At 68.8% G+C, this 19,598-nt stretch carries 19 protein-coding genes; 11 read left to right on the forward strand and 8 right to left on the reverse strand.

Features of this window, described 5'->3' with window-relative positions:
- Nucleotides 1–36: 36 nt before the first annotated feature.
- Nucleotides 37–684: a response regulator transcription factor gene (locus FPJ27_RS10970; RefSeq protein WP_034179559.1), complete on the reverse strand. Its 648-nt coding sequence runs from the start codon at nucleotides 682–684 to the stop codon at nucleotides 37–39.
- Nucleotides 681–2,795 carry a PAS domain S-box protein gene (locus FPJ27_RS10975; protein WP_204422890.1) on the reverse strand — a complete coding sequence of 705 codons (2,115 nt, stop codon included), beginning with the start codon at nucleotides 2,793–2,795 and terminating at the stop codon, nucleotides 681–683. The genes FPJ27_RS10970 and FPJ27_RS10975 overlap by 4 nt, the downstream gene beginning before the upstream one ends.
- 320 nt (nucleotides 2,796–3,115) lie before the next feature.
- Between FPJ27_RS10975 and FPJ27_RS10980 the strand changes: the two genes are divergently transcribed.
- The 5 genes from FPJ27_RS10980 (at nucleotide 3,116) to FPJ27_RS11000 (ending at nucleotide 8,642) form a co-directional block, all read left to right on the forward strand.
- Nucleotides 3,116–3,586 carry a universal stress protein gene (locus FPJ27_RS10980; protein WP_072436774.1) on the forward strand — a complete coding sequence of 157 codons (471 nt, stop codon included), beginning with the start codon at nucleotides 3,116–3,118 and terminating at the stop codon, nucleotides 3,584–3,586.
- Between the two features lie 367 nt (nucleotides 3,587–3,953).
- Nucleotides 3,954–4,460 carry a cupin domain-containing protein gene (locus FPJ27_RS10985; protein ID WP_204422891.1) on the forward strand — a complete coding sequence of 169 codons (507 nt, stop codon included), beginning with the start codon at nucleotides 3,954–3,956 and terminating at the stop codon, nucleotides 4,458–4,460.
- A 180-nt stretch (nucleotides 4,461–4,640) separates the two neighbouring features.
- On the forward strand, nucleotides 4,641–5,666 hold the full coding sequence (locus FPJ27_RS10990; RefSeq protein ID WP_072436776.1) for a DedA family protein/thiosulfate sulfurtransferase GlpE: 1,026 nt from the start codon (nucleotides 4,641–4,643) through the stop codon (nucleotides 5,664–5,666).
- A 441-nt stretch (nucleotides 5,667–6,107) separates the two neighbouring features.
- Complete coding sequence (locus FPJ27_RS10995) at nucleotides 6,108–7,490, forward strand: amino acid permease (protein ID WP_204422892.1); 1,383 nt, start codon at nucleotides 6,108–6,110, stop codon at nucleotides 7,488–7,490.
- Between the two features lie 216 nt (nucleotides 7,491–7,706).
- Complete coding sequence (locus FPJ27_RS11000) at nucleotides 7,707–8,642, forward strand: universal stress protein (protein WP_204422893.1); 936 nt, start codon at nucleotides 7,707–7,709, stop codon at nucleotides 8,640–8,642.
- A gap of 504 nt (nucleotides 8,643–9,146) precedes the next feature.
- Here the strand turns inward: FPJ27_RS11000 and FPJ27_RS11005 are convergent.
- Both FPJ27_RS11005 and FPJ27_RS11010 read right to left on the reverse strand, forming a co-directional pair.
- Nucleotides 9,147–9,587, reverse strand: a complete 441-nt coding sequence (locus FPJ27_RS11005; protein WP_204422894.1) for a hypothetical protein — start codon at nucleotides 9,585–9,587, stop codon at nucleotides 9,147–9,149.
- A gap of 83 nt (nucleotides 9,588–9,670) precedes the next feature.
- Complete coding sequence (locus FPJ27_RS11010; RefSeq protein ID WP_204422895.1) at nucleotides 9,671–10,159, reverse strand: hypothetical protein; 489 nt, start codon at nucleotides 10,157–10,159, stop codon at nucleotides 9,671–9,673.
- Between FPJ27_RS11010 and FPJ27_RS11015 the strand changes: the two genes are divergently transcribed.
- Together FPJ27_RS11015 and FPJ27_RS11020 are read left to right on the forward strand one after the other, a co-directional pair.
- On the forward strand, nucleotides 10,152–10,406 hold the full coding sequence (locus FPJ27_RS11015) for a DUF3562 domain-containing protein (RefSeq protein ID WP_072436780.1): 255 nt from the start codon (nucleotides 10,152–10,154) through the stop codon (nucleotides 10,404–10,406). The two genes, FPJ27_RS11010 and FPJ27_RS11015, sit on opposite strands and share 8 nt — an antisense overlap.
- Before the next feature lie 340 nt (nucleotides 10,407–10,746).
- On the forward strand, nucleotides 10,747–12,546 hold the full coding sequence (locus FPJ27_RS11020) for a methyl-accepting chemotaxis protein (protein WP_204422896.1): 1,800 nt from the start codon (nucleotides 10,747–10,749) through the stop codon (nucleotides 12,544–12,546).
- Nucleotides 12,547–12,576: 30 nt separating this feature from the next.
- Here FPJ27_RS11020 and FPJ27_RS11025 read toward each other — a convergent pair whose 3' ends face one another.
- A complete protein-coding gene (locus tag FPJ27_RS11025; RefSeq protein ID WP_204422897.1) occupies nucleotides 12,577–13,614 on the reverse strand; it encodes a sigma-54 dependent transcriptional regulator in 1,038 nt (345 codons plus the stop codon).
- A 388-nt stretch (nucleotides 13,615–14,002) separates the two neighbouring features.
- Here FPJ27_RS11025 and FPJ27_RS11030 point away from each other — a divergent pair, with 388 nt between their 5' ends.
- Together FPJ27_RS11030 and FPJ27_RS11035 are read left to right on the forward strand one after the other, a co-directional pair.
- A complete protein-coding gene (locus tag FPJ27_RS11030; protein ID WP_204422898.1) occupies nucleotides 14,003–15,994 on the forward strand; it encodes an ATP-binding protein in 1,992 nt (663 codons plus the stop codon).
- 122 nt (nucleotides 15,995–16,116) lie between these two features.
- On the forward strand, nucleotides 16,117–16,737 hold the full coding sequence (locus FPJ27_RS11035; RefSeq protein ID WP_204422899.1) for a DUF4142 domain-containing protein: 621 nt from the start codon (nucleotides 16,117–16,119) through the stop codon (nucleotides 16,735–16,737).
- 22 nt (nucleotides 16,738–16,759) lie between these two features.
- On the opposite strand, the gene FPJ27_RS11040 is transcribed toward FPJ27_RS11035, so the two are convergent.
- The 3 genes from FPJ27_RS11040 to FPJ27_RS11050 all read right to left on the reverse strand — a co-directional run bounded on the left by FPJ27_RS11040 (nucleotide 16,760) and on the right by FPJ27_RS11050 (nucleotide 18,388).
- Nucleotides 16,760–17,260 (reverse strand): PRC-barrel domain-containing protein, encoded by a 501-nt coding sequence (locus FPJ27_RS11040; protein ID WP_204422900.1) that lies wholly within the window; start codon nucleotides 17,258–17,260, stop codon nucleotides 16,760–16,762.
- Nucleotides 17,261–17,369: 109 nt separating this feature from the next.
- The gene (locus FPJ27_RS11045) at nucleotides 17,370–17,801 is read right to left on the reverse strand and encodes a CBS domain-containing protein (RefSeq protein WP_034179547.1); all 432 of its coding nucleotides are present in this window, start codon (nucleotides 17,799–17,801) and stop codon (nucleotides 17,370–17,372) included.
- 338 nt (nucleotides 17,802–18,139) lie between these two features.
- Nucleotides 18,140–18,388, reverse strand: coding sequence for a hypothetical protein (locus tag FPJ27_RS11050; RefSeq protein WP_072436784.1), 249 nt, complete (start codon nucleotides 18,386–18,388; stop codon nucleotides 18,140–18,142).
- A 142-nt stretch (nucleotides 18,389–18,530) separates the two neighbouring features.
- Here FPJ27_RS11050 and FPJ27_RS11055 point away from each other — a divergent pair, with 142 nt between their 5' ends.
- A complete protein-coding gene (locus FPJ27_RS11055) occupies nucleotides 18,531–18,830 on the forward strand; it encodes a hypothetical protein (protein WP_204422901.1) in 300 nt (99 codons plus the stop codon).
- A gap of 303 nt (nucleotides 18,831–19,133) precedes the next feature.
- On the forward strand, nucleotides 19,134–19,445 hold the full coding sequence (locus FPJ27_RS11060) for a hypothetical protein (RefSeq protein WP_072436787.1): 312 nt from the start codon (nucleotides 19,134–19,136) through the stop codon (nucleotides 19,443–19,445).
- Nucleotides 19,446–19,598 lie beyond the last annotated feature (153 nt).

Here is a 19,598-nt window from a genome sequence, read left to right on the forward strand (position 1 = left end):
CCGGTCAAGCCGCCATCCGCAGCTACACGTCGTCCGTTACACGTCGTCCGTTTCGTCGAGCAGCTTGTGCCGCATCGCGTAACGCACCAGCGCCGCTTCGTGCGGCATCTGCATCTTTTCCAGGATTCGCGTCTTGTAGGTGCTGACCGTCTTCGCGCTCACGCACAGCGCGTGCGCGATCTCGGTCAGCGTCTGGCCGGCGGCGATCCGTCGGAACACGTCGAATTCGCGATCGGACAGCCGCTGGTGCGGCAGCGTCTCGGCCGGCTCGTTCAGGCTCTGCGCGAACTGCTCGGCCATCGCGAGGCTCACGTAGACGCCGCCCGACGCCACCTTCGTGACCGCGCCGACCAATTCGGCGCTCGCGCTTTCCTTCGTCAGATAGCCTGACGCACCCGCGCGGAACGCGCGTACCGCATATTGCTGTTCCGCGTGCATCGTCAGCACGAGCACGCGCAGCGCGGGCTTCTCGTCCTTGATCTGCTTGATCAGTTCGACGCCGTTGCGGCCCGGCATCGACAGGTCGAGCACGAGCACCTGCGCGGGTGTCGAGCGCACGAGCGCGATCGTCGACGGGCCGTCGCAGGCTTCGCCGGCCACCTCGAATCCGCTGGCGTTCTGGAGGATGTGCCGCAGACCGTCGCGCACGAGCGTATGGTCGTCGGCGATGAGCACCTTGATCATGTGATGAGGGTTTCCTGTTGGACGGTACCGAGCGGTAACGCGACGGTAATCGAGAAACCGCGCGCGAGCGCGGTGTCGATCGTCACGGTACCACCGAGCATGTGCGCGCGTTCGCGAATGCCGATCAGGCCGAACGATTTGTCCTCGTGGACCGTGCCGCCGGGCGCCGCGCCGCGGCCGTTGTCCGCGACGCGCAGCACGCAGAAGCCGTCCTCGATGTCGAGCCGCAGCGCGACGCGCGTCGCATCCGCATGGCGCGCGACGTTCGTCAGCGCTTCCTGGACGATCCGGAACAGCGTGGTCGCGCCCGCGCTGGCGAACGTAAGGCCGCCCGTTTCGATGTGACGCTCGACATCGATCCCGTAGCGGTTCGTGAAATCGTTCGCGAGCCATTCGATCGCGGGCACGAGGCCGAGATCGTCGAGCATCACCGGCCGCAGGTCGGCCGCGATGCGCCGCACCGACGCGACCGTCGCGTCGATCAGCCGCCGCATGCCCTGCAGGTGCGACAGCATGCCTTCGTCCGGCTGCGCGCGGCCGGGCACGCGCAACTGCTGCTCGACCACCGACAGGTCCATCTTCAGCGCGGTGAGCTGCTGGCCGAGGTCGTCGTGCAGCTCGCGCGCGATGCGCGTCTTTTCTTCTTCACGCACGTTCTGCAGGTTCGCCGACAGTTCGCGCAATTCCTCGCGCGATTGCTTCAGCGCATTCTCGGCGCGCAGCCGCTCGGTGATGTCGCGCAGCATCACCGTATAGAGCTTGCCCGACGCGTCGCGAATCTGCGAGATCGACGCCTCGATCGGAAATTCCTCGCCGCTGGCGCGCAGCCCGAACAGCACGCGCTGGCGGCCCATCTGCCGCTCGGAAACGCCCGTCACGCCGAACTGGTCGACATGCCTCGCGTGTGCGGCGCGGAACCGCTCGGGAATGAAGCGCGACAGCGGTGCGCCGATCGCCTCCATCGCGGACACGCCGAACACCTGCTCGGCCATCGGATTGAAGATCACGACCGTCTGCTTCTCGTCGATCGTGATGATCGCTTCCATCGACGAACGGATAATGCCCATCATCCGCGCCTCGTTGAGGATGCCGCGGCTGCTCGCGCCGGAATCGGCCGTGGCGCCGGACCGGCTGCGCATCAGCGCATGGACGAGCGCCGCGAACGCGAACGACGCGATCAGTCCGGCGGCAAGCACGGTGCCGGCCGCGCGCTGCGCACCGGTCGCGCTCGGGCGGCCGTCGGCGGAATAGGCAAGCGTCAGCACGGTGCCGCCGAAATTCAGCACGTCGGTGCGCCGCAACAGGTCGGGCGAAGCCAATGCCTCGTCGGTCGTCGTTTCGACGCTGGCGATCGCGCGCGGATCGCCGCCGGCGGTCATCCACAGGTCGATTCCGCGTTCCGCGTCGAGTGCGCGCTCGACCAGGCGCCGCGGGCTCAGCGCCGCGAACAGCATCCCGTCGGCGCCGGCTTCGCGCGTGCCGGACGGCGTGGCGGCCGCATGCGGCGAGGTGCTCACGGGCAGGAACAGTGTGAGGGTGCGCGCGTCGCGGGACGTGTCGTCGTCGGCCGGGTGAACGCCGAGCGCGATGTCGCCGGTCTGCAGCGCGCGCGCCAGCGGCGCCGCGTCGGACGTGCCGAAGCGCACGACGGGCGAACTCGGCGGGGGCGCGCTGAGCGCCGCGGCCGCGAGCGCGCCGCCCGGCATCGGTTTCGAGCCGGCGAGGGCGCTGCGTGTCGCGGGCGGCAGCGGCACATAGCCGATCTGCCGGACCGGCGAGCGGCCGCTGTCGAGATCGAGCGTCTCCGCATACCGGCGCCATTGCTCGGCCGTCATTTCCGGGACGAGGCTGAATGCGCCGCGCGCGCCTTCGAGCACGGCGACGCCGGACTGCAGCTCGTGGCGCAGCATCGCGGTCACGTGCGTCGTGCGGCGCTCGAAGCGCGTACGGACGGCGCCTTGCCACTGCTCGCGCACCAGCAGCGCGACGCCGAGCGACAGCACCGCGCCGGCGCACAGCGCGACGATGCCAGCCGCAAGCGGCTGGCGTAACATGCTCTGGAGGCGCGTGGGCCCTCGGGAATCACGCGTCGGGGTTCCACTGGCGGTCATTCGATGGCCATTCTGTTGTCGGGGCGGCCCGCAGCACTCGGGCAGCGCGGCAAAACCGGGCAAAACTCGCACCGGCTGCGTACAGCGTCTATTTTGAAGATGAAATTGTGCGCGTTTTACACGTTTTATGTAATAGGGTCGGCTGAAAATGCGGCAAACGGCACGGAGCAGCGGGTGCGCCGGCCGCGCTTGACGCGCGTCAACGAGCGCGTCGGCACGTGGGGCAGACTGTTCGGCAAGCGAGCCGGCACCGGGCCGGCTTGCGGTAACGGGCCGTCGTCGTACAACGCGCGACGCATGCCCGGTCGGAGGAACGGACCATGTACAAGCGGATTTTCGTCGGGCTCGACGGCGGCCCGAGCGCGCGTCTCGCGCTGAACGAGGCGATCCGGATCGCGGCGGCGTCCGGCGGCGAGGTCACCTGCGCGTATGTCGTCGAGCATCGGCCGCAGCTCGTCGACGTCGACGCGGGCTTCGCAGCCGAGCGCGATGGCGATGCGGCGGCCACCGCCGCTGCGACGCCGGTGCTCGACGCTGCGAAAGCGGAGCTCGCTCAGCAGCACGTGCCGGGCACCGTGCGCGCGCTCGACGCGTACGGCGAGGATGTCGCCACGGTGCTGATGCGCACGGCGGCCGAAACCGATGCCGACCTGATCGTAATGGGCACGAGCGGGCGGCACGGGCTGCGCCGGCTGTTGCTCGGCAGCGTCGCGGAATCGCTGCTGCGCACGGCCGACCGGCCCGTGCTGCTGGTGCGGCACAGCGAGCCGGGCGCGCCGGCGACCGCGTGATGCATGCGGTGCGTTGCTGACGCATGAGCGGTTGCGGGCAGGAGACTGCCGCCCGCCTGTGCCGGATGTCTGCCTGATGGAACGCGCGACGCGCTGATCGGCGCAGCGCGCGTGAGTGCGCCTGTCGCGTTCGACGCATGCGTCGTCCGGACGAGAGGGCGCCCCGGATGCGCATGCATAGGCGCCATTGCACGCCCGCGGGTTGCATCCCGACCCGCAGTTCTGGCAGCATCGACCGTGTCCGCTTCCTCGCCGCGCGCATGGCCGCGGCGATCGACGCAGCGGCATCTGGCGGCACCCGGTCGTATCCGCGACGAACCGGGCCGTAGCCGGATGCCGGTTTCTCACGTTACCGACGTCATCCGCCATGCCGATTTCCGCCACCGACCTGATCCGCCAGTTCGACCTGCAGCCGCACCCCGAGGGCGGCTATTTCCGCGAAACCTACCGTGCGGCCGATTCGGTCGTGCGTCCGGCCGACGGCGCACGGCGCGCCGCATCGACCGCGATCTACTACCTGCTTTGCGACGGCGCCTATTCGTCGTGGCACCGGATCCGTTCCGACGAGGTCTGGCATTTCTACGCAGGCGATCCGCTCGAAGTGTGGGTGCTCGACGAGCGCGACGGGCTGACGATCCATCGGCTCGGCAATCCGCTCACGCATCCGGGCACGGTGTTCCAGACGGTCGTGCCGGCCGGGCGCTGGTTCGGTGCGCGCTGCGCGTCGCCGGAGCATGTCGCGCTGGTCGGCTGCACGGTTGCACCGGGGTTCGAGTTCGCGGAATTCGAGCTGGCCGACGCAGCCGCGCTGGCTGCCGCGTTTCCCGACTACGCGGAGCACGTTGGAAGGCTCGCGCAGCGCCCGGACGCGTAACTTGGTGCAGCCGTCGGTCTGAAGCCCGTGACGGTCGCGTGTGTTCCGCGCGATCCCGGTCAAACCCGTTTAGAATGCCCGTGATGCACAAGGTCTGCTGCGGACGTGCCGCGGCGGCCGTTGCGCAGCCGGTCCGACGGCCCCCGTCGCGCGGCCCGCATGTCTTCCAGGAGCGCCGCCGTGTGGCACTTTCCCATTGCAATTCCATCGTCGCTCGGCCCGTGGGCCGTGTTCGCGAGCGTGTTGATCACGCAGCTCGGCGTGCCGGTGCCGGCCGTGCCGATGCTGATTCTCGGCGGCACGATGGCGGCAATGGGGCAGGCGTCTTGGGCCAGCATGTTCGCGGCGGCGATCGGCGCGACGATGCTCGCCGATTCGCTGTGGTTCTTCATGGGCCGCACGCGCGGCCGGCGCCTGCTGAACGGCCTCGTGCGCTTTTCGCTGTCGCTCGACACGACGCTGCGCTTCGCGCGTAACGTATTCGAAAGATACGGCGCGCCGCTGCTCGTGCTGTCCAAATTCCTGCCGGGCCTCGGCCTCGTGTCGGCGCCGCTGCTCGGCACGACCGCGATCGGCGTGGGCGTATTCCTGTTCTGGGATTTGGCCGGCGCGTCGCTGTGGGCCGCGTTCTGGCTCGTCGGCGGCGCGGCCATTCACGACCAGATCGTCCAGTTCGTGCTGTGGGTGCGCGCGAGCGGCGGCACGATCCTCGACGCGTTCCTCGCGATCTTCATCACGTTCCTGCTGTACCGCTGGGTGCGCCGCGTGCAGTTCCGCCGCTATCTCGCGCAGGTACGCATCTCGCCGCCGCAGCTCGTCGAGATGATGACGTCGGACGAGCCGCCGCTGATCTTCGACGCGCGGCCGCGCGCGATCCGCGAACGCGAGCCGTACCGGATCGCCGGCGCGGTGCCGGTCGATCTCGACTCGCCGGACCTGCTCGACCCGGAAATGCTGAAACGGCCGATCGTCGTCTATTGCGTGTGCCCGAACGAGGCGACCGCGAAGCGCCTGATCGCGAAGATGCAGCGCAAGAAGATGATCCACAACATCCGGGCGCTGAAGGGCGGCCTCGATGCGTGGGAGAAGCACGGCTATCCGGTCGAGCCGCTGCCGGCCGATCTCGATTCGTCGCGCTATTTCGTGCGCCCCGAACACGGCGCGCTCGAAGGCGAATATACGGTGCGCGCGACGCTGTCCAAATAAATGCGCGCGCGGCGCCGCGCGCATTCGAATTCCGCCAGCGGTTTCACGCATCGCGATTTTGCGAAAATCGGCTGGCGTGAAACCTCCGATCATTCATATAATCCCGCCTGCATATTGCTGCGCATGATCGCGCACATTCGACGCGCGTTCGTTAGCGCCGAAAGCGATTGATCCCGTTGCCGCTCGTCACGCGCACAGCCGCGTCGCACGGGCCGCACGGGCGTATTCCGTGAAAAGCCCGATCCGTTTTCCGGATTGTTCCGGAGAATACGGATAATCCGCGGCGATTCCAGTCGGATTGACGCAGTATTCGTGTCGTTTCTCATTCGAAAAACGACAGCGGAGATTATTTCGTTTTCGGCTGCCGGGATCGGCATGAACGGTCGCGCATTGACATCGACACAATGACGGCGGCCCGCGCGCGGCTGCCAGGAGACGGACTTGAAACAACCAGAAGACCAGTTGCACCGCGGGCTGGAAGAGCGGCACATCAACCTGATGGCACTCGGCGCGACGATCGGCGTCGGCCTGTTCCTCGGCTCGGCCACCGCGATCCGCACGGCCGGCCCGGCAATCCTGCTGACCTACCTGCTGGGCGGCATCGCGATCTTCCTGATCATGCGCGCCCTCGGCGAGATGGCGATCACCAATCCGGTCGCCGGCGCGTTCAGCCGCTACGCGCGCGACTACCTCGGCCCGCTCGCGGGCTACCTGACCGGCTGGACCTACTGGTTCGTGTGGATCGTCACCTGCATGGCGGAAATCACGGCGGTCGGCGTCTACATGCACATGTGGTTCCCCGGCGTACCGAACTGGATCTGGGCGCTCGCGGCGCTCATGGCAATGGGTTCGGTGAACTTCATCGCGGTCAAGCTGTATGGCGAATTCGAGTTCTGGTTCGCGTTGATCAAGATCGTCACGATCGTGCTGATGATCGTCGGCGGCGGGTTGATGATCGCGTTCGGCATCGGCAACGGCGGTGTCGCGACCGGCATCTCGAACCTGTGGGCGCACGGCGGCTTCATGCCGAACGGCATCGGCGGCGTGATCGCCGCGCTGCCGATCGTGATGTTCGCGTATCTCGGCGTCGAAATGCTCGGCCTCACGGCCGGCGAGGCGCGCAACCCGGAGAAGTCGCTGACGAAGGCCGTGAACTCGGTGTTCTGGCGCGTGCTGATTTTCTACATCGGCGCGCTGTTCGTGATCATGTCGCTGTATCCGTGGGACCAGATCGGCACGCAGGGCAGCCCGTTCGTGATGACGTTCTCGCGGCTCGGCATTCCGGCCGCCGCCGGCATCATCAACTTCGTCGTGCTGACCGCGGCGCTGTCGTCGTGCAACAGCGGCCTGTTCAGCACCGCGCGGATGCTCTACAACCTCGCGCAGCAGGGCCAGGCGCCGGCGCAGCTCGGCCGCGTGAACCGCAACGGCGTGCCGGTGTACGGCGTGATCGTGTCGGTCGCGCTGCTGCTGATCGGCGTGCTGCTCAACTATCTCGCGCCGCAGCACGTGTTCACGTGGCTCACGTCGGTGTCGACGTTCGGCGCGATCTGGACGTGGTGCGTGATCCTGATCGCGCAGATGCGCTTTCGCCGCACGCTTTCAGCCGACAAGATCGCGCGCCTGCCGATCCGCGTGCCGTTCTATCCGCTGGGTTCGTATATCGCGCTCGGATTTCTCGGGTTGGTCGTGGTGCTGATGGCGTTCACGCCCGACACGCGCGTCGCGCTCGTGATCGGGCCGGTGTGGATCGTGCTGCTCGGCATCGCGTATGCGCTGTTCTACGCGAACCGTCCGGCGGCATCGGTGCCGACGAAGTCGTAAGCAGTACGGGCAGGGGCTGCGCGATCGTTGATCACGATCATGCGCGCGTGGGCCGGACGTCCTATGCTGAACGCATTGCTTGTCCGCGCTTCGCGTGGTCACCCGGCGATCCCCGCGACCGCGCCAGCCGTTCGGCCGCCCGGCCGTCGCGCGCCGCTTCCGCGCGAAGCTCCCGTCGTCGTTCCGCGACGACGCGCACGCACGGAGGCCTTCGCCATGCAGCCTGCTCATTCCATCCCGACGCTCGCGCGAATCGCGCTGGCCGTCGATCCGACGCCCGAATCGCTGGCCGCCGCGCGCTACGCGCGCACTCTTCTGCGCCCCGGCATGCGATTGCGCATCGTCTGCACGATCGACAACCCGCGCCTCGTATTACCCGACATCCCGCGCATCGACGCGCTGCTGACGTCGGCGCGCGAGGACATGATCCGCGAGGCGCAAGCCACCAACGCGCGGATCGCGGCGCTGTTCGACGACAGCGGCATCGAGGTCGAGCAGGTCGTCGTCGATACGTCGGTCACGGGCGGCACGGTCGCCGATGCGCTGGTGAACGACACGCTGGCGTGGCGTGCAGACGTGCTCGTGGTTGGCGCGAATCCGCATCACGGGCTGCTGCGGCTCGTCGAAGGCGCGATGTCGGACACGCTGACGACACGCGCGCGCTGCGCGCTGCTGATCGTGCCGGCCGGCTATGCACGTCCGTCGGACGGCACGCTGCAGCGGCTGATGTTCGCGGTCGACGGCAGCGAGCCGTCGCTGCACGCGGTGCGTGTCGGGCTCGGCTTCGCGGCGCCGACGACGTTGCTGTATGCGGCGTACGTGATCGATCGCGCGGTTCGTCTGACGGATTTCGTGCCGGTGCGCGCGCTGGAGGATGCGTACCGTGCGGAGGGCGAGGATGCACTTGCGAAGGTCGGTCCGCTGTTCCATGCGACCGGTAACCCGACCAAGCGCGGTATCGTCGAAACGCGTCCGACCAGCGACGACGTGGCCCATGCGCTGATGCGCGACGCCGTGCACTGGCGTGCGGAACTGCTGGTGGTCGGCTCGCACGGCCGGCGCGGCATCGCCGCCTGGCTGATCGGCAGCGTCGCGCGCCGCGTTGCGCATCTCGCGCAAGTGCCTGTCTTGCTCGTGCGTGGCGCGGAGTGACTGGCGCGCTGTCACGCACGAAGCGGGTTTCGGTTGACCTGCATCAGAAACGTCGTGCGCATCGCGTGAGATATTCATGGAGCATCCGCCGACGCGGCCGGTCTGTCGTGCAAACGTAATGACAGTCGCGCATGAACGCGGGCATCGATCGACGGCGCGTTGGTCGTCGACCCATCCTTTTCAGGAGGCGCGCCTCGCAGTGCATGGCGCATCGTCCGACCCGGAACTCTCTGGCACGAGGGTAGGCAGCCGACCGCTGCCTTGGAGGACGGGCGGGGTGCGAGTCACCCCGTCCGCTTTCCGCATTGCCGGTCCCGTCAGATTTCTTTTCCCCGCAGGAACTGTCGTGAATGCTGCCGTGTGGAACGGCACGTCATGGCACGTCATGGCGCGCGGTCGATGCGGGCCGGCGGATGCTCGCGGCATGCATGGCATCGCCGTACATGCGCGCACGCGGCAGGCCCTGTAGAAGCCAGGCCATCGCACGGCCCCGCGCCGTGCCGGCTAGAGGGTGCGAAGAATGGACCGCAGAGTGTGCCGGCGGCCGGCACCGCGGCGTACATGCGGATGCGGGCGTCGGCGCACGACATGCAGCGGTGCGCACACGCCGCATGTGCGATTGCGCAGCCGGTTCGCATGCGGCCAGCCAGGGCGCGCCTTGCGGCGCGACTCCGAAACGGCCGGCGCGTCGTCCGCGGCCCGCGCGCAGAGTGCCGCGGCGAACCGTTGCAGCGCGAGTACCGACCCCGCGACGCTCTGGTATTTTTCGCGGCCGATCTGCCCGTCGAGCGTGACGAGCAACCCGGCTTCGCGTGCGAGCGCGAGCAAGGTGTCGAGATCGTCGGACGGACGGATGCCGGCTGACCCGGCCCGGGCGGGCAGGGCGCGCGCATTGCCCGACGCGTGCCGCTGGCCGTCCCGGCCTGCGAAGTTGCGATGTGTCATGGTTGGTCTCCTGCGCCGGACCCCGCATGCCGGCTCGATGGCCGGCTGGGCGATGACCCGGTATGAACGCTTTGTTCATGCCATCAGTATCGGGCGGCGACAACGCGCTGCCAAGCAGCGTGCGCTGAAGTCGCTGTCAGGCATTGCGCGGTGCGTATCGGAATCCGCTGACACGCGTGGCGGCCGATCGGCGGGTGCGGTGCTATCTGCCGTGATCCGTGCGTTCGTTCCGACGAATGAGCGGGGTGCGGCAGACGTCGCTTGACGCATGATTTCGGCCGGTCTAAGTTCCCCAACTGCATCGGCGTCGCGCGGCGTTCCATCGTCAGCCCGTCGACCGGTGCCGCGCCCGGGGTGGCGTGGCAGGGCTTCCAGTTTCGTTCGCGGGCGGTTTGCGCCGCGAACCGGGCGCGGCCGGTCCGGAGACGGATCGGCACGGCGGCACGCAACGTGCCGTTGATCGCGCGCAAATATGCTCCGGCGCATCGCACGCCGCGCAGCCGTCCAGTCTCTAAACTTCCAGTACCGTCTTCTTTTCGTTCCTCGACCGTCAGGAGTTCGTCGATGTCCAAGGACAATTTGCTCGATTCACTCAAGGAAGCCGCCCAACAGCGTGCGATCGGCGCAGACCAGTTGCGCGCGATGCTCGACGACGAAGTGCGCGCGCTGTCGTCCGGCGCGCGTGTGCACGACTACATCCACGTGTTCGCGATCCGGCACCTGCGCGAACGGATGCGCCAGCAGGACGATCTCGACAGCGACACGCGGGCCGATACGTCGCCCGCTGAATCCGATCCGCGCCCGAGCCACCGTCTATGACGGGCGCTCGCCGCGGCTGACGCGGCGGGCGTTACCCGATCCGTCGCCGGGCCGCGGTCAAATCCCGCTCGACCTTCACGCATGCGGTCGACGGCGAGCCGGCCAACCCGAAACGCCCGGCTATTTCCGCGCACGAGGCCGTCGGCACCGTCGCCGCGCCCGGCGACCTGCACGGACACCGGTCAGGCACGGCAGTCTCCTGACGATCCGCCGACAGCCGGCGGCGTTTCGTCATACATTTCGCTGAATTGTCGCAACGGCCTCAAGTAAGCGGCGCGATTGCCGTTTACCCGGTGAACTGGTCCACCGCGCGTTCGCGCTCCCTTACCGAGTCGTTGCCATGTTCTCCTCCATCCGCGCCCGCATCCTTGCCGCGTGCGTCGCCATCGTCGTATTCGCGCTCGTCGCCACCACGCTGATCAACTACTTCATCGCACGCTCGTACAACGACGACGCGATCGACCGCAACCTGACCTCCGTCGCGAGCGGCCACGTGGTCGGGATTGCCGACTGGGTCGCCACCCGGAGCCGGATGATCGCGTCGCTGCAGGATGCCGCGCTGGCGCCCGATCCGCTGCCCGTGTTCAAGCAGATGGCCGCGGCCGGCGGCTTCACGAACGTCTACGCGGGTTATGCCGACAAGGCGTTCCGCTTCTCCGACCCGACCGGCATCCCGCCCGACTACGATCCGACCGGCCGCCCGTGGTACAAGCAGGCCGCGCAGGCCGGCAAGCCGGTCGTCACGCCGCCTTACGTCGACGCCGGCACCGGCAACCTGGTCGTCACGTTCGCGGTGCCGATCCTGCGCGACGGCGCGCTGAAGGGCGTGGTCGCCGCGGACGTCGCAATGGACAGCGTGATCGCGAACGTGAAGTCGATCCATCCGACGCCCGCGAGCTTCGGGATGTTGATCGACAGCAGCGGCCATGTCGTCGCGCACCCGAACCCGAAGCTCACGCTGAAGCCGGTCGCCGACGTGTCGCCCGAGCTCGGCGCGACGAGCGCCGCGTCGATCGCGGCCGCGACCGCGCCCGTCGAGGTCAGTGTCGGCGGCGACGCGAAGCTGGTGCGCGCGCGGCCCGTGCCGGGCACCGACTGGTACGCGCTGGTGCTGCTCGACAAGACCGAGGCGACGGCCGGGATGCGCTCGCTGCTGACCGCGTCGCTGATCACGCTGATCGTGATCGTCGGCGTCGCGTCGCTGATCATCGGCGCGATCACCGCGACCGCGTTCCGCCGCCTGTCGCTGGTGCGTCAGGCGATGGCCGCGATCGGCTCGGGCGCGGGCGACCTGACGCAGCGCCTGCCGGCCGACGGCCGCGACGAAGTCGCCGACATCGCGCGCTCGTTCAACAGCTTCATCGACAAGCTGAACGACGTGATGCGCCAGATCCGCGACGCGAGCGAATCGGTGCGCACGGCTGCGAACGAAATCGCGGCGGGCAACCAGGACCTGTCGTCGCGCACCGAATCGGCGGCGGCGAGCCTCGAGGAAACGGCCGCTTCGATGGAAGAAATCACGGCCACCGTCGGCCAGTCGGCGGCAGCCGCCGGCCAGGCCGACGAACGCGCGGCAGCCGCGTCGCGGATCGCGTCGCACGGCGGCGTGGTCGTGTCGGACGTCGTCGCGACGATGGGGAAGATCGAGGAAGCGTCGGGCCGGATCGGCGACATCATCGGCGTGATCGACGGGATCGCATTCCAGACCAACATCCTGGCGCTGAACGCGGCCGTCGAAGCGGCGCGCGCGGGCGAGCAGGGCCGCGGCTTCGCGGTCGTCGCGCAGGAAGTGCGCAGCCTCGCGCAACGCAGCGCACAGGCCGCGCGCGAAGTGAAGGTGCTGGTCGAATCGACGGTCGCGAGCGTGTCGGCCGGGTCCGGGCAGGTGCGTCAGGCCGGCGACACGATGCGCGAGATCGTGTCCAACGTGTCGAACGTGACGACGATCATTTCCGAGATCACGCACGCGGCGAACGAGCAGACGCGCGGCATCCAGGAAGTGAATCGCGCGGTCACGCAGCTCGACGAAATGGTGCAGCAGAACGCGGCGCTCGTCGAACAGTCGACGGCGGCCGCAACCGCGCTGCAGTCGCAGGCGAACGCGCTGGCGACGACGGTCGGGCAGTTCAAGGTCGCATGACGCGGCACGCCGGATGCGCGGCCGTGCCGCTCAGGAGCGGCCCCGGTCGCGCATCAGCGCGAGCCGGTTGTAGAGCGTCTTCAGGCTGATCCCGAGCGCTTTCGCCGCGCGCGGCTTGTTGCCGTCGAAATGACGCAGCGTCGCCGCGATGAAGCGCTGCTGCGCATGGTGCAGCGTCGCGCCGAGCGGCAGCGCCATTGCGCTCTCCGACGTGCGGTCGGGCGGCATCGCCAGCTTCGGCAGCGCGACGTCGATGCCGTCGTCCGCCAGGATGTACGCGCGCTCGAGCGTGTTGTGCAGCTCGCGCACGTTGCCGGGCCACGAATACGCGCGCAGCGCCGCGATCGCCGCGTCGGTCAGCCGCTTGTGCGAGCGATGCCGCGCGTTCAGCGTATCGACGAATTCCAGCGCGATCGTCTCGATGTCTCCGTCGCGCTGGCGCAGCGGCGGCACGTACAGTGCGAACGCGGCGAGGCGATAGAACAGATCCTCGCGCAACCGGCCGTCGCGCACGGCGTCGGCCGGATTATGGCGGGTGGCCGACACGATCCGCACGTCGAGCGGAATCGGCTCGGTGCCGCCCACCCGCACGATCGCGTTCGACTCGATTGCCCGCAACAGCTTCACCTGCAGCGCCGCGGGCATTTCCGCGATCTCGTCGAGCAGCAGCGTGCCGCCGCGCGCGGCTTCGAAAAAACCTTCCCGCTGCGCGATCGCGCCGGTAAAACTGCCTTTCTCGTGCCCGAACAGTTGCGACTCGGCAATATCGGGCGGAATCGCGCCGCAGTTCACGGGAACGAACGGGCCGTCCCGCTGCGCGCTGAGATCGTGCAGCCAGCGCGCGACGATATCCTTGCCGACCCCGCTTTCGCCGGCAATCATCACGCTGGCGCGGGTCGGCGCGATTTTCTCGATGCGGCCGAGCAGCGTGCGCATCGCGGAGGACCGTCCGGATAGCCGGCGGCCGTCTGCGCGCTGCTTCGACCGGTTTGCGGGTTCGACCATCGGCGTTAGCGGGCCGTTTTGAAAATCGGCATCACGTGTTCCGTTCATTGCAATATTTATCATCGACAGCGAAACGGCCGCGAAGGTGCCGCTGAATAGGAATTTCCAATGTGTGCGGCGTGAGCGGAAGGAATCGCCCATCGGTCGTTCCGCGAACCCGTGGAACGATCCACCGGCGCTTTTTTACAGAAACCCGATGAAAAAGCCGGTTGCGATTGCATTCCTCCCGGGCGGACCGCGACTTCGACCGGTGCAGGACCGGCTGCGGCCGAACAGACTGCCGCCATGACGCCGGTCCGACCATTCTCGGTCCGGACACCGCCCCAGGCCCGCATCGGGCATGTTGCTTGCTGATACCACCATGCTCGCTCGGCACGCTCGACGACAATGCCGGATGGCCGACAAGCGGCACGATGCCGCGCGACGGGAGCCGGCGCGATGCAAGGATGCAATGAGGACCCTGAACCGTGAGCTGTTACGGCAGGGTGCATGGGTCGTGCTGGCCGTTGGGCTGGCGTCCGCGCTGCAGGCGTGGGCGATTCGCGTCGTCGGCGAGCACGCGCCAATTGCGCCGCTGCCTTTCTATGCGGCCGTTGCGGCTGCTGCGTGGCTGACGTCATTCGGCGGCGGCCTGGCCGCGACCGTTGCGAGCGTGGCCGTGATCGGCATGCTGTGGTGGCGCGATGCGCCGCTGGCCACATTGTTCGCGCAGGCCGGCACGTTCGTCGCGATCGGCTTCGTCGAGTGCGTGCTCGTGACGGCCGTGAAGCCATTGCTCGCGAACGATCGTCCGCGTCCGCGCGAAATCGATGACGACGGCCACGGCAATGCCCGCTCGCCGCGCCGCGAGCCCGCGCCCGCCGCGCGCGCGCCTGACGACAGCCAGCTGCGCCGTGTGGTCGACGCGTCACCCGATGCGATCGTCGGGGTCGACGCCGCGCGGCGAATCACCAGCTGGAATCCGGCCGCGTGGCGGATCTTCGGGATCGACGCGGCGCAGGCGACCGGGCGCGACATCGTTTCGATGATCGCGCCGCGCTGGTTGCGGCGGCATCCGGTGCCCGCATCGTTCGCGAACCTGCATGCGCCTGTCGGGCCGCTCGACGTGCTGTGCGTGCGCGGCGACGGCGGCCGCTTTCGTGCGACCTTTGCCGCGTCGCCGATCATCGATGCGCAGGGCAACTGCACGGGCCTGTCGATGACGCTGAGCGAAGCGCGCGAACGCCGCCGCGACGAGCGGCGCGATCTGCGTTCGCTGCGCGGCGCGCGCGACGCGCGTGCGCAGGCCGACTCGTCGAACCGGCTGAAGGACGAACTGCTGGCCACGGTTTCGCACGAGCTGCGCACGCCGGTGAACGTGATCTACGGCTGGGTCGAGGTGCTGCGCAACGTCGACGGGCAGGGTTTCGCGCAACAGGCGATCGACGCGATCGATCGCAGCGCGCGATCGCTGTCTCACATGGTCGGCGACCTGCTCGACGCATCGTCGCTCGCGACGGGCCGGCTGCGCCTTGAACACGTGCCGGTCGATCTCGTGCGCGTCGTGGGCGACGCCATGCGCGAACTCGACGCGACGGCACGGGCGAACGGGCTCGTGCTGTCGACGGAGTACTCGATGCCGACCTGCGTGATTTCGGCGGACGGCGAGCGCGTGCGCCAGATTCTGTCGAACCTGCTGTCCAACGCGATCAAGTTCACGCCGCCGGGCGGGCGCATCACCGTGTCGCTGACGCGAGCGGGCGAGCGCGTGCGGCTGTCGGTCGCCGATACGGGGCAAGGCATTGCGGCGGAATACCTGCCGCACCTGTTCGAGACGTTCAGCCGGCCCGAAGGCGCGTTCGCTTCGCCGAAACGCGGCCTCGGGCTCGGCCTGTCGATCGTGCGCAACATCGCGCAACTGCACGGCGGCGACGTCGTCGCAACGAGTGCGGGCGCCGGACGCGGGACGACCGTGACGGTCACGCTGCCGGCCGGCTGGGACGCAGACGATCCGGTCGCACAACCGGTGCGCACGGCGGGCCGGCCGGCCGCGGCCGCGCTCGACGGCCGGCGCGTGCTCGTCGTCGACGACGACGCGACGTCGCGCGCCAGCCTCGCCGCGGCACTCGAAACGATGGGCGCGCAGGTATCGACCGCGCAGTCGGGGCACGATGCGCTCGACGTGGTGGAACGGCATCCGCCGAGCGTCGTGTTGTCGGATCTCGCGATGCCCGACGGTGACGGCTTCTGGCTGCTCGACCGCATTCGGCATTTGCCGGGCGGCGGCGGACACCTGCCGGTCGTCGCGGTCACCGCGCACGCCGGCAAGGCCGACCGTCACCGCGTGCTGGCCGCCGGTTTCGACGCATATCTGTGCAAGCCGGTCGACATGCCGACGCTGGCGAGCGTGATCGTCGACGTCGCGCCGGACGATTCACGCGACGGGAAAGTGCGCGACCGGTAGCAGCGGATACAGCGGGCGCATGGAGCAACGGCGCAGGACCGATTTCCTTACGTCGGCCGAGCGTCCCGAGTGACGGAAAACGCGCGGCCGGCCCGCTCCGTCTCGCATACGGAGGTCCCCGGATGAAAACGAACCGGATGAACCGGGACGAACGCCGGCCGGCGGCAGGCGCGCTGGCCGCCGCCGGCGCACTGGCGTTCGCGCTCTCGCACGCGCAGGCGCCGCCTGCTTCGTCGGTGCAGGTCGCGCCGGGCGTCGTCAGCCCCGGCCCGACCGCCGACGAGGCCGCCATGACGCAGCGGCCGACCGGCATCGATGCCGAATTCGTCGACAAGGCCGCGATGCTCGGCAAGGTCGAGCGACAGGCCAGCCAGCTCGCGCTCGACCGCTCGTCGAACCCGGACGTAAAGGCATTCGCGCGCCGGATGATCGACGATCTCACGCGCGTCGCCGCCGAATTGCGGCAGCTTGGCGCGCAAAAGGGCGTACCGGTCCAGACGCGGATGCTTGTCGATCCGGCAGTGACGGCATTGCGAACGAAGGATGGCCGCGCGTTCGACACGGCCTATGTCGCGCTGGCGGGCCCGCGCGCGCACGAGGCGGCGATCCGGCTCTACGAAGCCGAGGCGCGCAACGGCCGCGATCCGCAGCTTCGCGCATTCGCGGCCCGCGCGCTGCCGACGCTGAACGCGCATCTGGCCGCCGCACGGCGGCTCGCGCAGACGGTGGCGGCCGCGCACTGAATCGCGTTGCAGCCGGCCGATTTCAACGCCTGCGCCGGCCGTCGTCTTCGGGGCCGCCCGGCGACGCCTCGTACGGCGGCGAGTCGAGCGCCGTTTCGCCTTCCTCGATCAGCCAGTACGGCGCACTGCCGTAGTACGCATGCAGCGCCTCGGCCCAGTCCGGATCGGCCATGGCCGGCCAGCGGTTCCTGTCGAAGCCGGGTGCTTCGCGCACCTGCTCGGCGGCAACGGGCAGCACGAAGCATTTGCGCTCGACGTCGAGTATCAGCGCGTTCCACGGCACCGCGAGCAGCTTGTCGCCGCTCCCGCCGCGCGATGCGACGACCGCATATGCGATCCGGCCGGAACGCACGTCGAGCATGATGTCGGTGACCTTGCCGATGTCGTCGCCGTCCACCGTCAGAACGCGATCGCCTTCGAGCGTGCGGGCGGCCATCACGTCGGGCCCCGGCCCACCCGCGTGCGGGCGGCGGCCGGCGCCGACGATGCGCGCGGCGTCGCGCGACGGTTTGTCCGTTGTCATCGAAAACCTCCTGGTCGAAACGGCAACCCGGCGCACGCGCGAAACGCGTGCGTGTGCGCGTCGCACCCGGGCAGCGGGCCGTCGTGCGGAACGAGGGAGCGCGCGTGTGTCAGCGCCGACGCGGCAGCGACACGTCCTCGAGCGTATTGGCGAGCTCGTCGCGCTCAGGGCCGCCCGCGCGCGTTGCGATGTCGCCGAGCGACACGATGCCGACGAGCCGCAGGCTGCGGTCGAGCACCGGCAGCCGATGCAACTGCACGTCGGCCATCCGCTGCTGGACATCACCGACGCCGTCGTCCTCGACGCACCACTGCACGGGTGCGGATGCGACCGCCAGCACGGGCGTATCGGACGAATGGCCGTGCGACAGCGCCCGCACCGCGAGGTCGCGGTCGGTCACGATCGCGACGAGTTCGGTGCCGTCGCAAACGGGCAGCACGCCGATATCGAAGCGCTGCATCAGTTCGGCCGCATGGCGAATCGTATCGGTCGGCGCGACGCACACCACGTCGCGCGACATGATCTCGTTGACGCGATACATGAAGCCTCCTTCGTGAGCGAATCGATTCGGGAGCAGATACCGTGCCGCGCGCGCTCCGCGCACGCCGGCCCTTGTCGGCCGGACGACGGAGAAATTTGCCAGCCCGCTTGTACATCTTCCACGGCGGCAGTCGCGAACGGGCGGCAAGCGATGTCAGTGGCCGATGCCGGTCATCGCGACGATCGCGAGCACCACGGCGCTTTCGATCGCCGCCAGCGTCGCGACGCCGGCGGCGCCGCTGATTTCATGCCATCGGCGTTCAAGGATCTTCATCGGATCGCTCCGGATTTCGCCGGCCCGCCGGTGCGCCGCAGCGCATCGTGAGCCGGGTGCCGCCGTCAGCCGTGATCGCGGGGCGGGGAAGGGACGTGCGGCGCACGACGTTCGTGCTTGCCGGACGGCTTGGCGGGGTCGATACGCGTCGCACCGCCGACGGCGGGCGGATCGCTGGCCGGGAACGTCTCCTCGAGCCCTTCGTCGATGCGCTCCTCCGTCTTGTCTTCGGGCGGCGGGCGGGACGTGGCGAGCCTGAGCAGGCCGGCAGCCGGTGACACGGCGTCGCGGCGGCCGGGGGCATGAACGTTCATGGTCGAACCTCCTTGTTCGTTGATGCGGGCGCAAGCGCCGTGCCTGCGCGGCATCGGCGGCACGACGCTTGCACGCCGGGGACGCCGGCCGGTGCGACGGGCATGACCCGCGCGCCGCCGGCATGGACGAGAGGACATCGTGATGAATGCAACCAAGGAAAGGATACGTTACGACGCAAACGTATGCGGCGGCGATTTCGGCCACGTACGCGAGCGGTTCGACGCGTGGAACCGCGAATCGCTGGTCTATCGGCCCGAACGACGCATGTTCGACGGCAAGGACGAGGTGCGCGAGCTGAACGACGTCGTCTACGACGGTCCCGAACGCGCGCAGCGGGCGCTCGTCGCGCAATGCTCGCCGTCCGATCCGTTCGCGCTCGCGGTGCGGCTGATCGCGGAAGGGCGCACGATGTGGCTGGTGATGGCGGCCTACGACGACTGACCGCACGGCAGCGTCAGGCCGGATCGGGCAACGGGCACGCCGCTTGCGCACGGCCGCAGCGCCATCGAGATGTGCGCCGTCGCGCAGGAGTGACATGAAGACGCCATTCACGCTGCACCGCCCCGAACCGACACCTGACGTCGACCCCGATCCGACGCAGCCCGAGCACGACGATCCCGTCGATCCGCCCGTGCCCGAGGGGTTGCCGCACGGCGATCCGCCGTCGCACCCGCCGCCGATACGGATGCCGGGCGGGCGCGGTGCGCCGCAACCGGCCGCACGACCACTGAAAGGAGGACCATCATGGACATTCACGTGCAATCGCCAGACAAGCGCGCGATCGCTCAGGTGCTGGGCCGCTATTTCGAATCGCGCTCGTTGCGTTATCACATCGAGGAATTGCCGGGCGGCGTGCTGCATATCGGCTTTCGCGCCAGCGGCCGCCCGGTCGCCGTCACCGTATCGTTCGACGATGCTGCATACGACACCTATACGCACTGGGATACCAGCCAGAAACAGCTCGCGCTCGGGCGGCTCGCGGACGGCTTCTCGCGGATGATGTCGACGCGTAGCCCGGCCGCGCTGGCCGGCGACTATCACGTCGAGCGTTTCTGATCCGGCAACGCTTCACCCATCCATTCCGGAAAGCGGCAAAGTGCCCGCGCGCAGCGGGCGCTTTGCGTCTGCGCGCGCGTCGCGTAGGATGTCCGTTAATTCAGCGCACGCTACGTTCGTGCCGCAGGCTGCGCTGCGCTTTTCCTCAGGTTC

The organism is Burkholderia sp. MS455 (genome assembly GCF_016899445.1).
In the GTDB taxonomy this organism is placed as follows: Bacteria; Pseudomonadota; Gammaproteobacteria; order Burkholderiales; family Burkholderiaceae; genus Burkholderia; species Burkholderia pyrrocinia_C.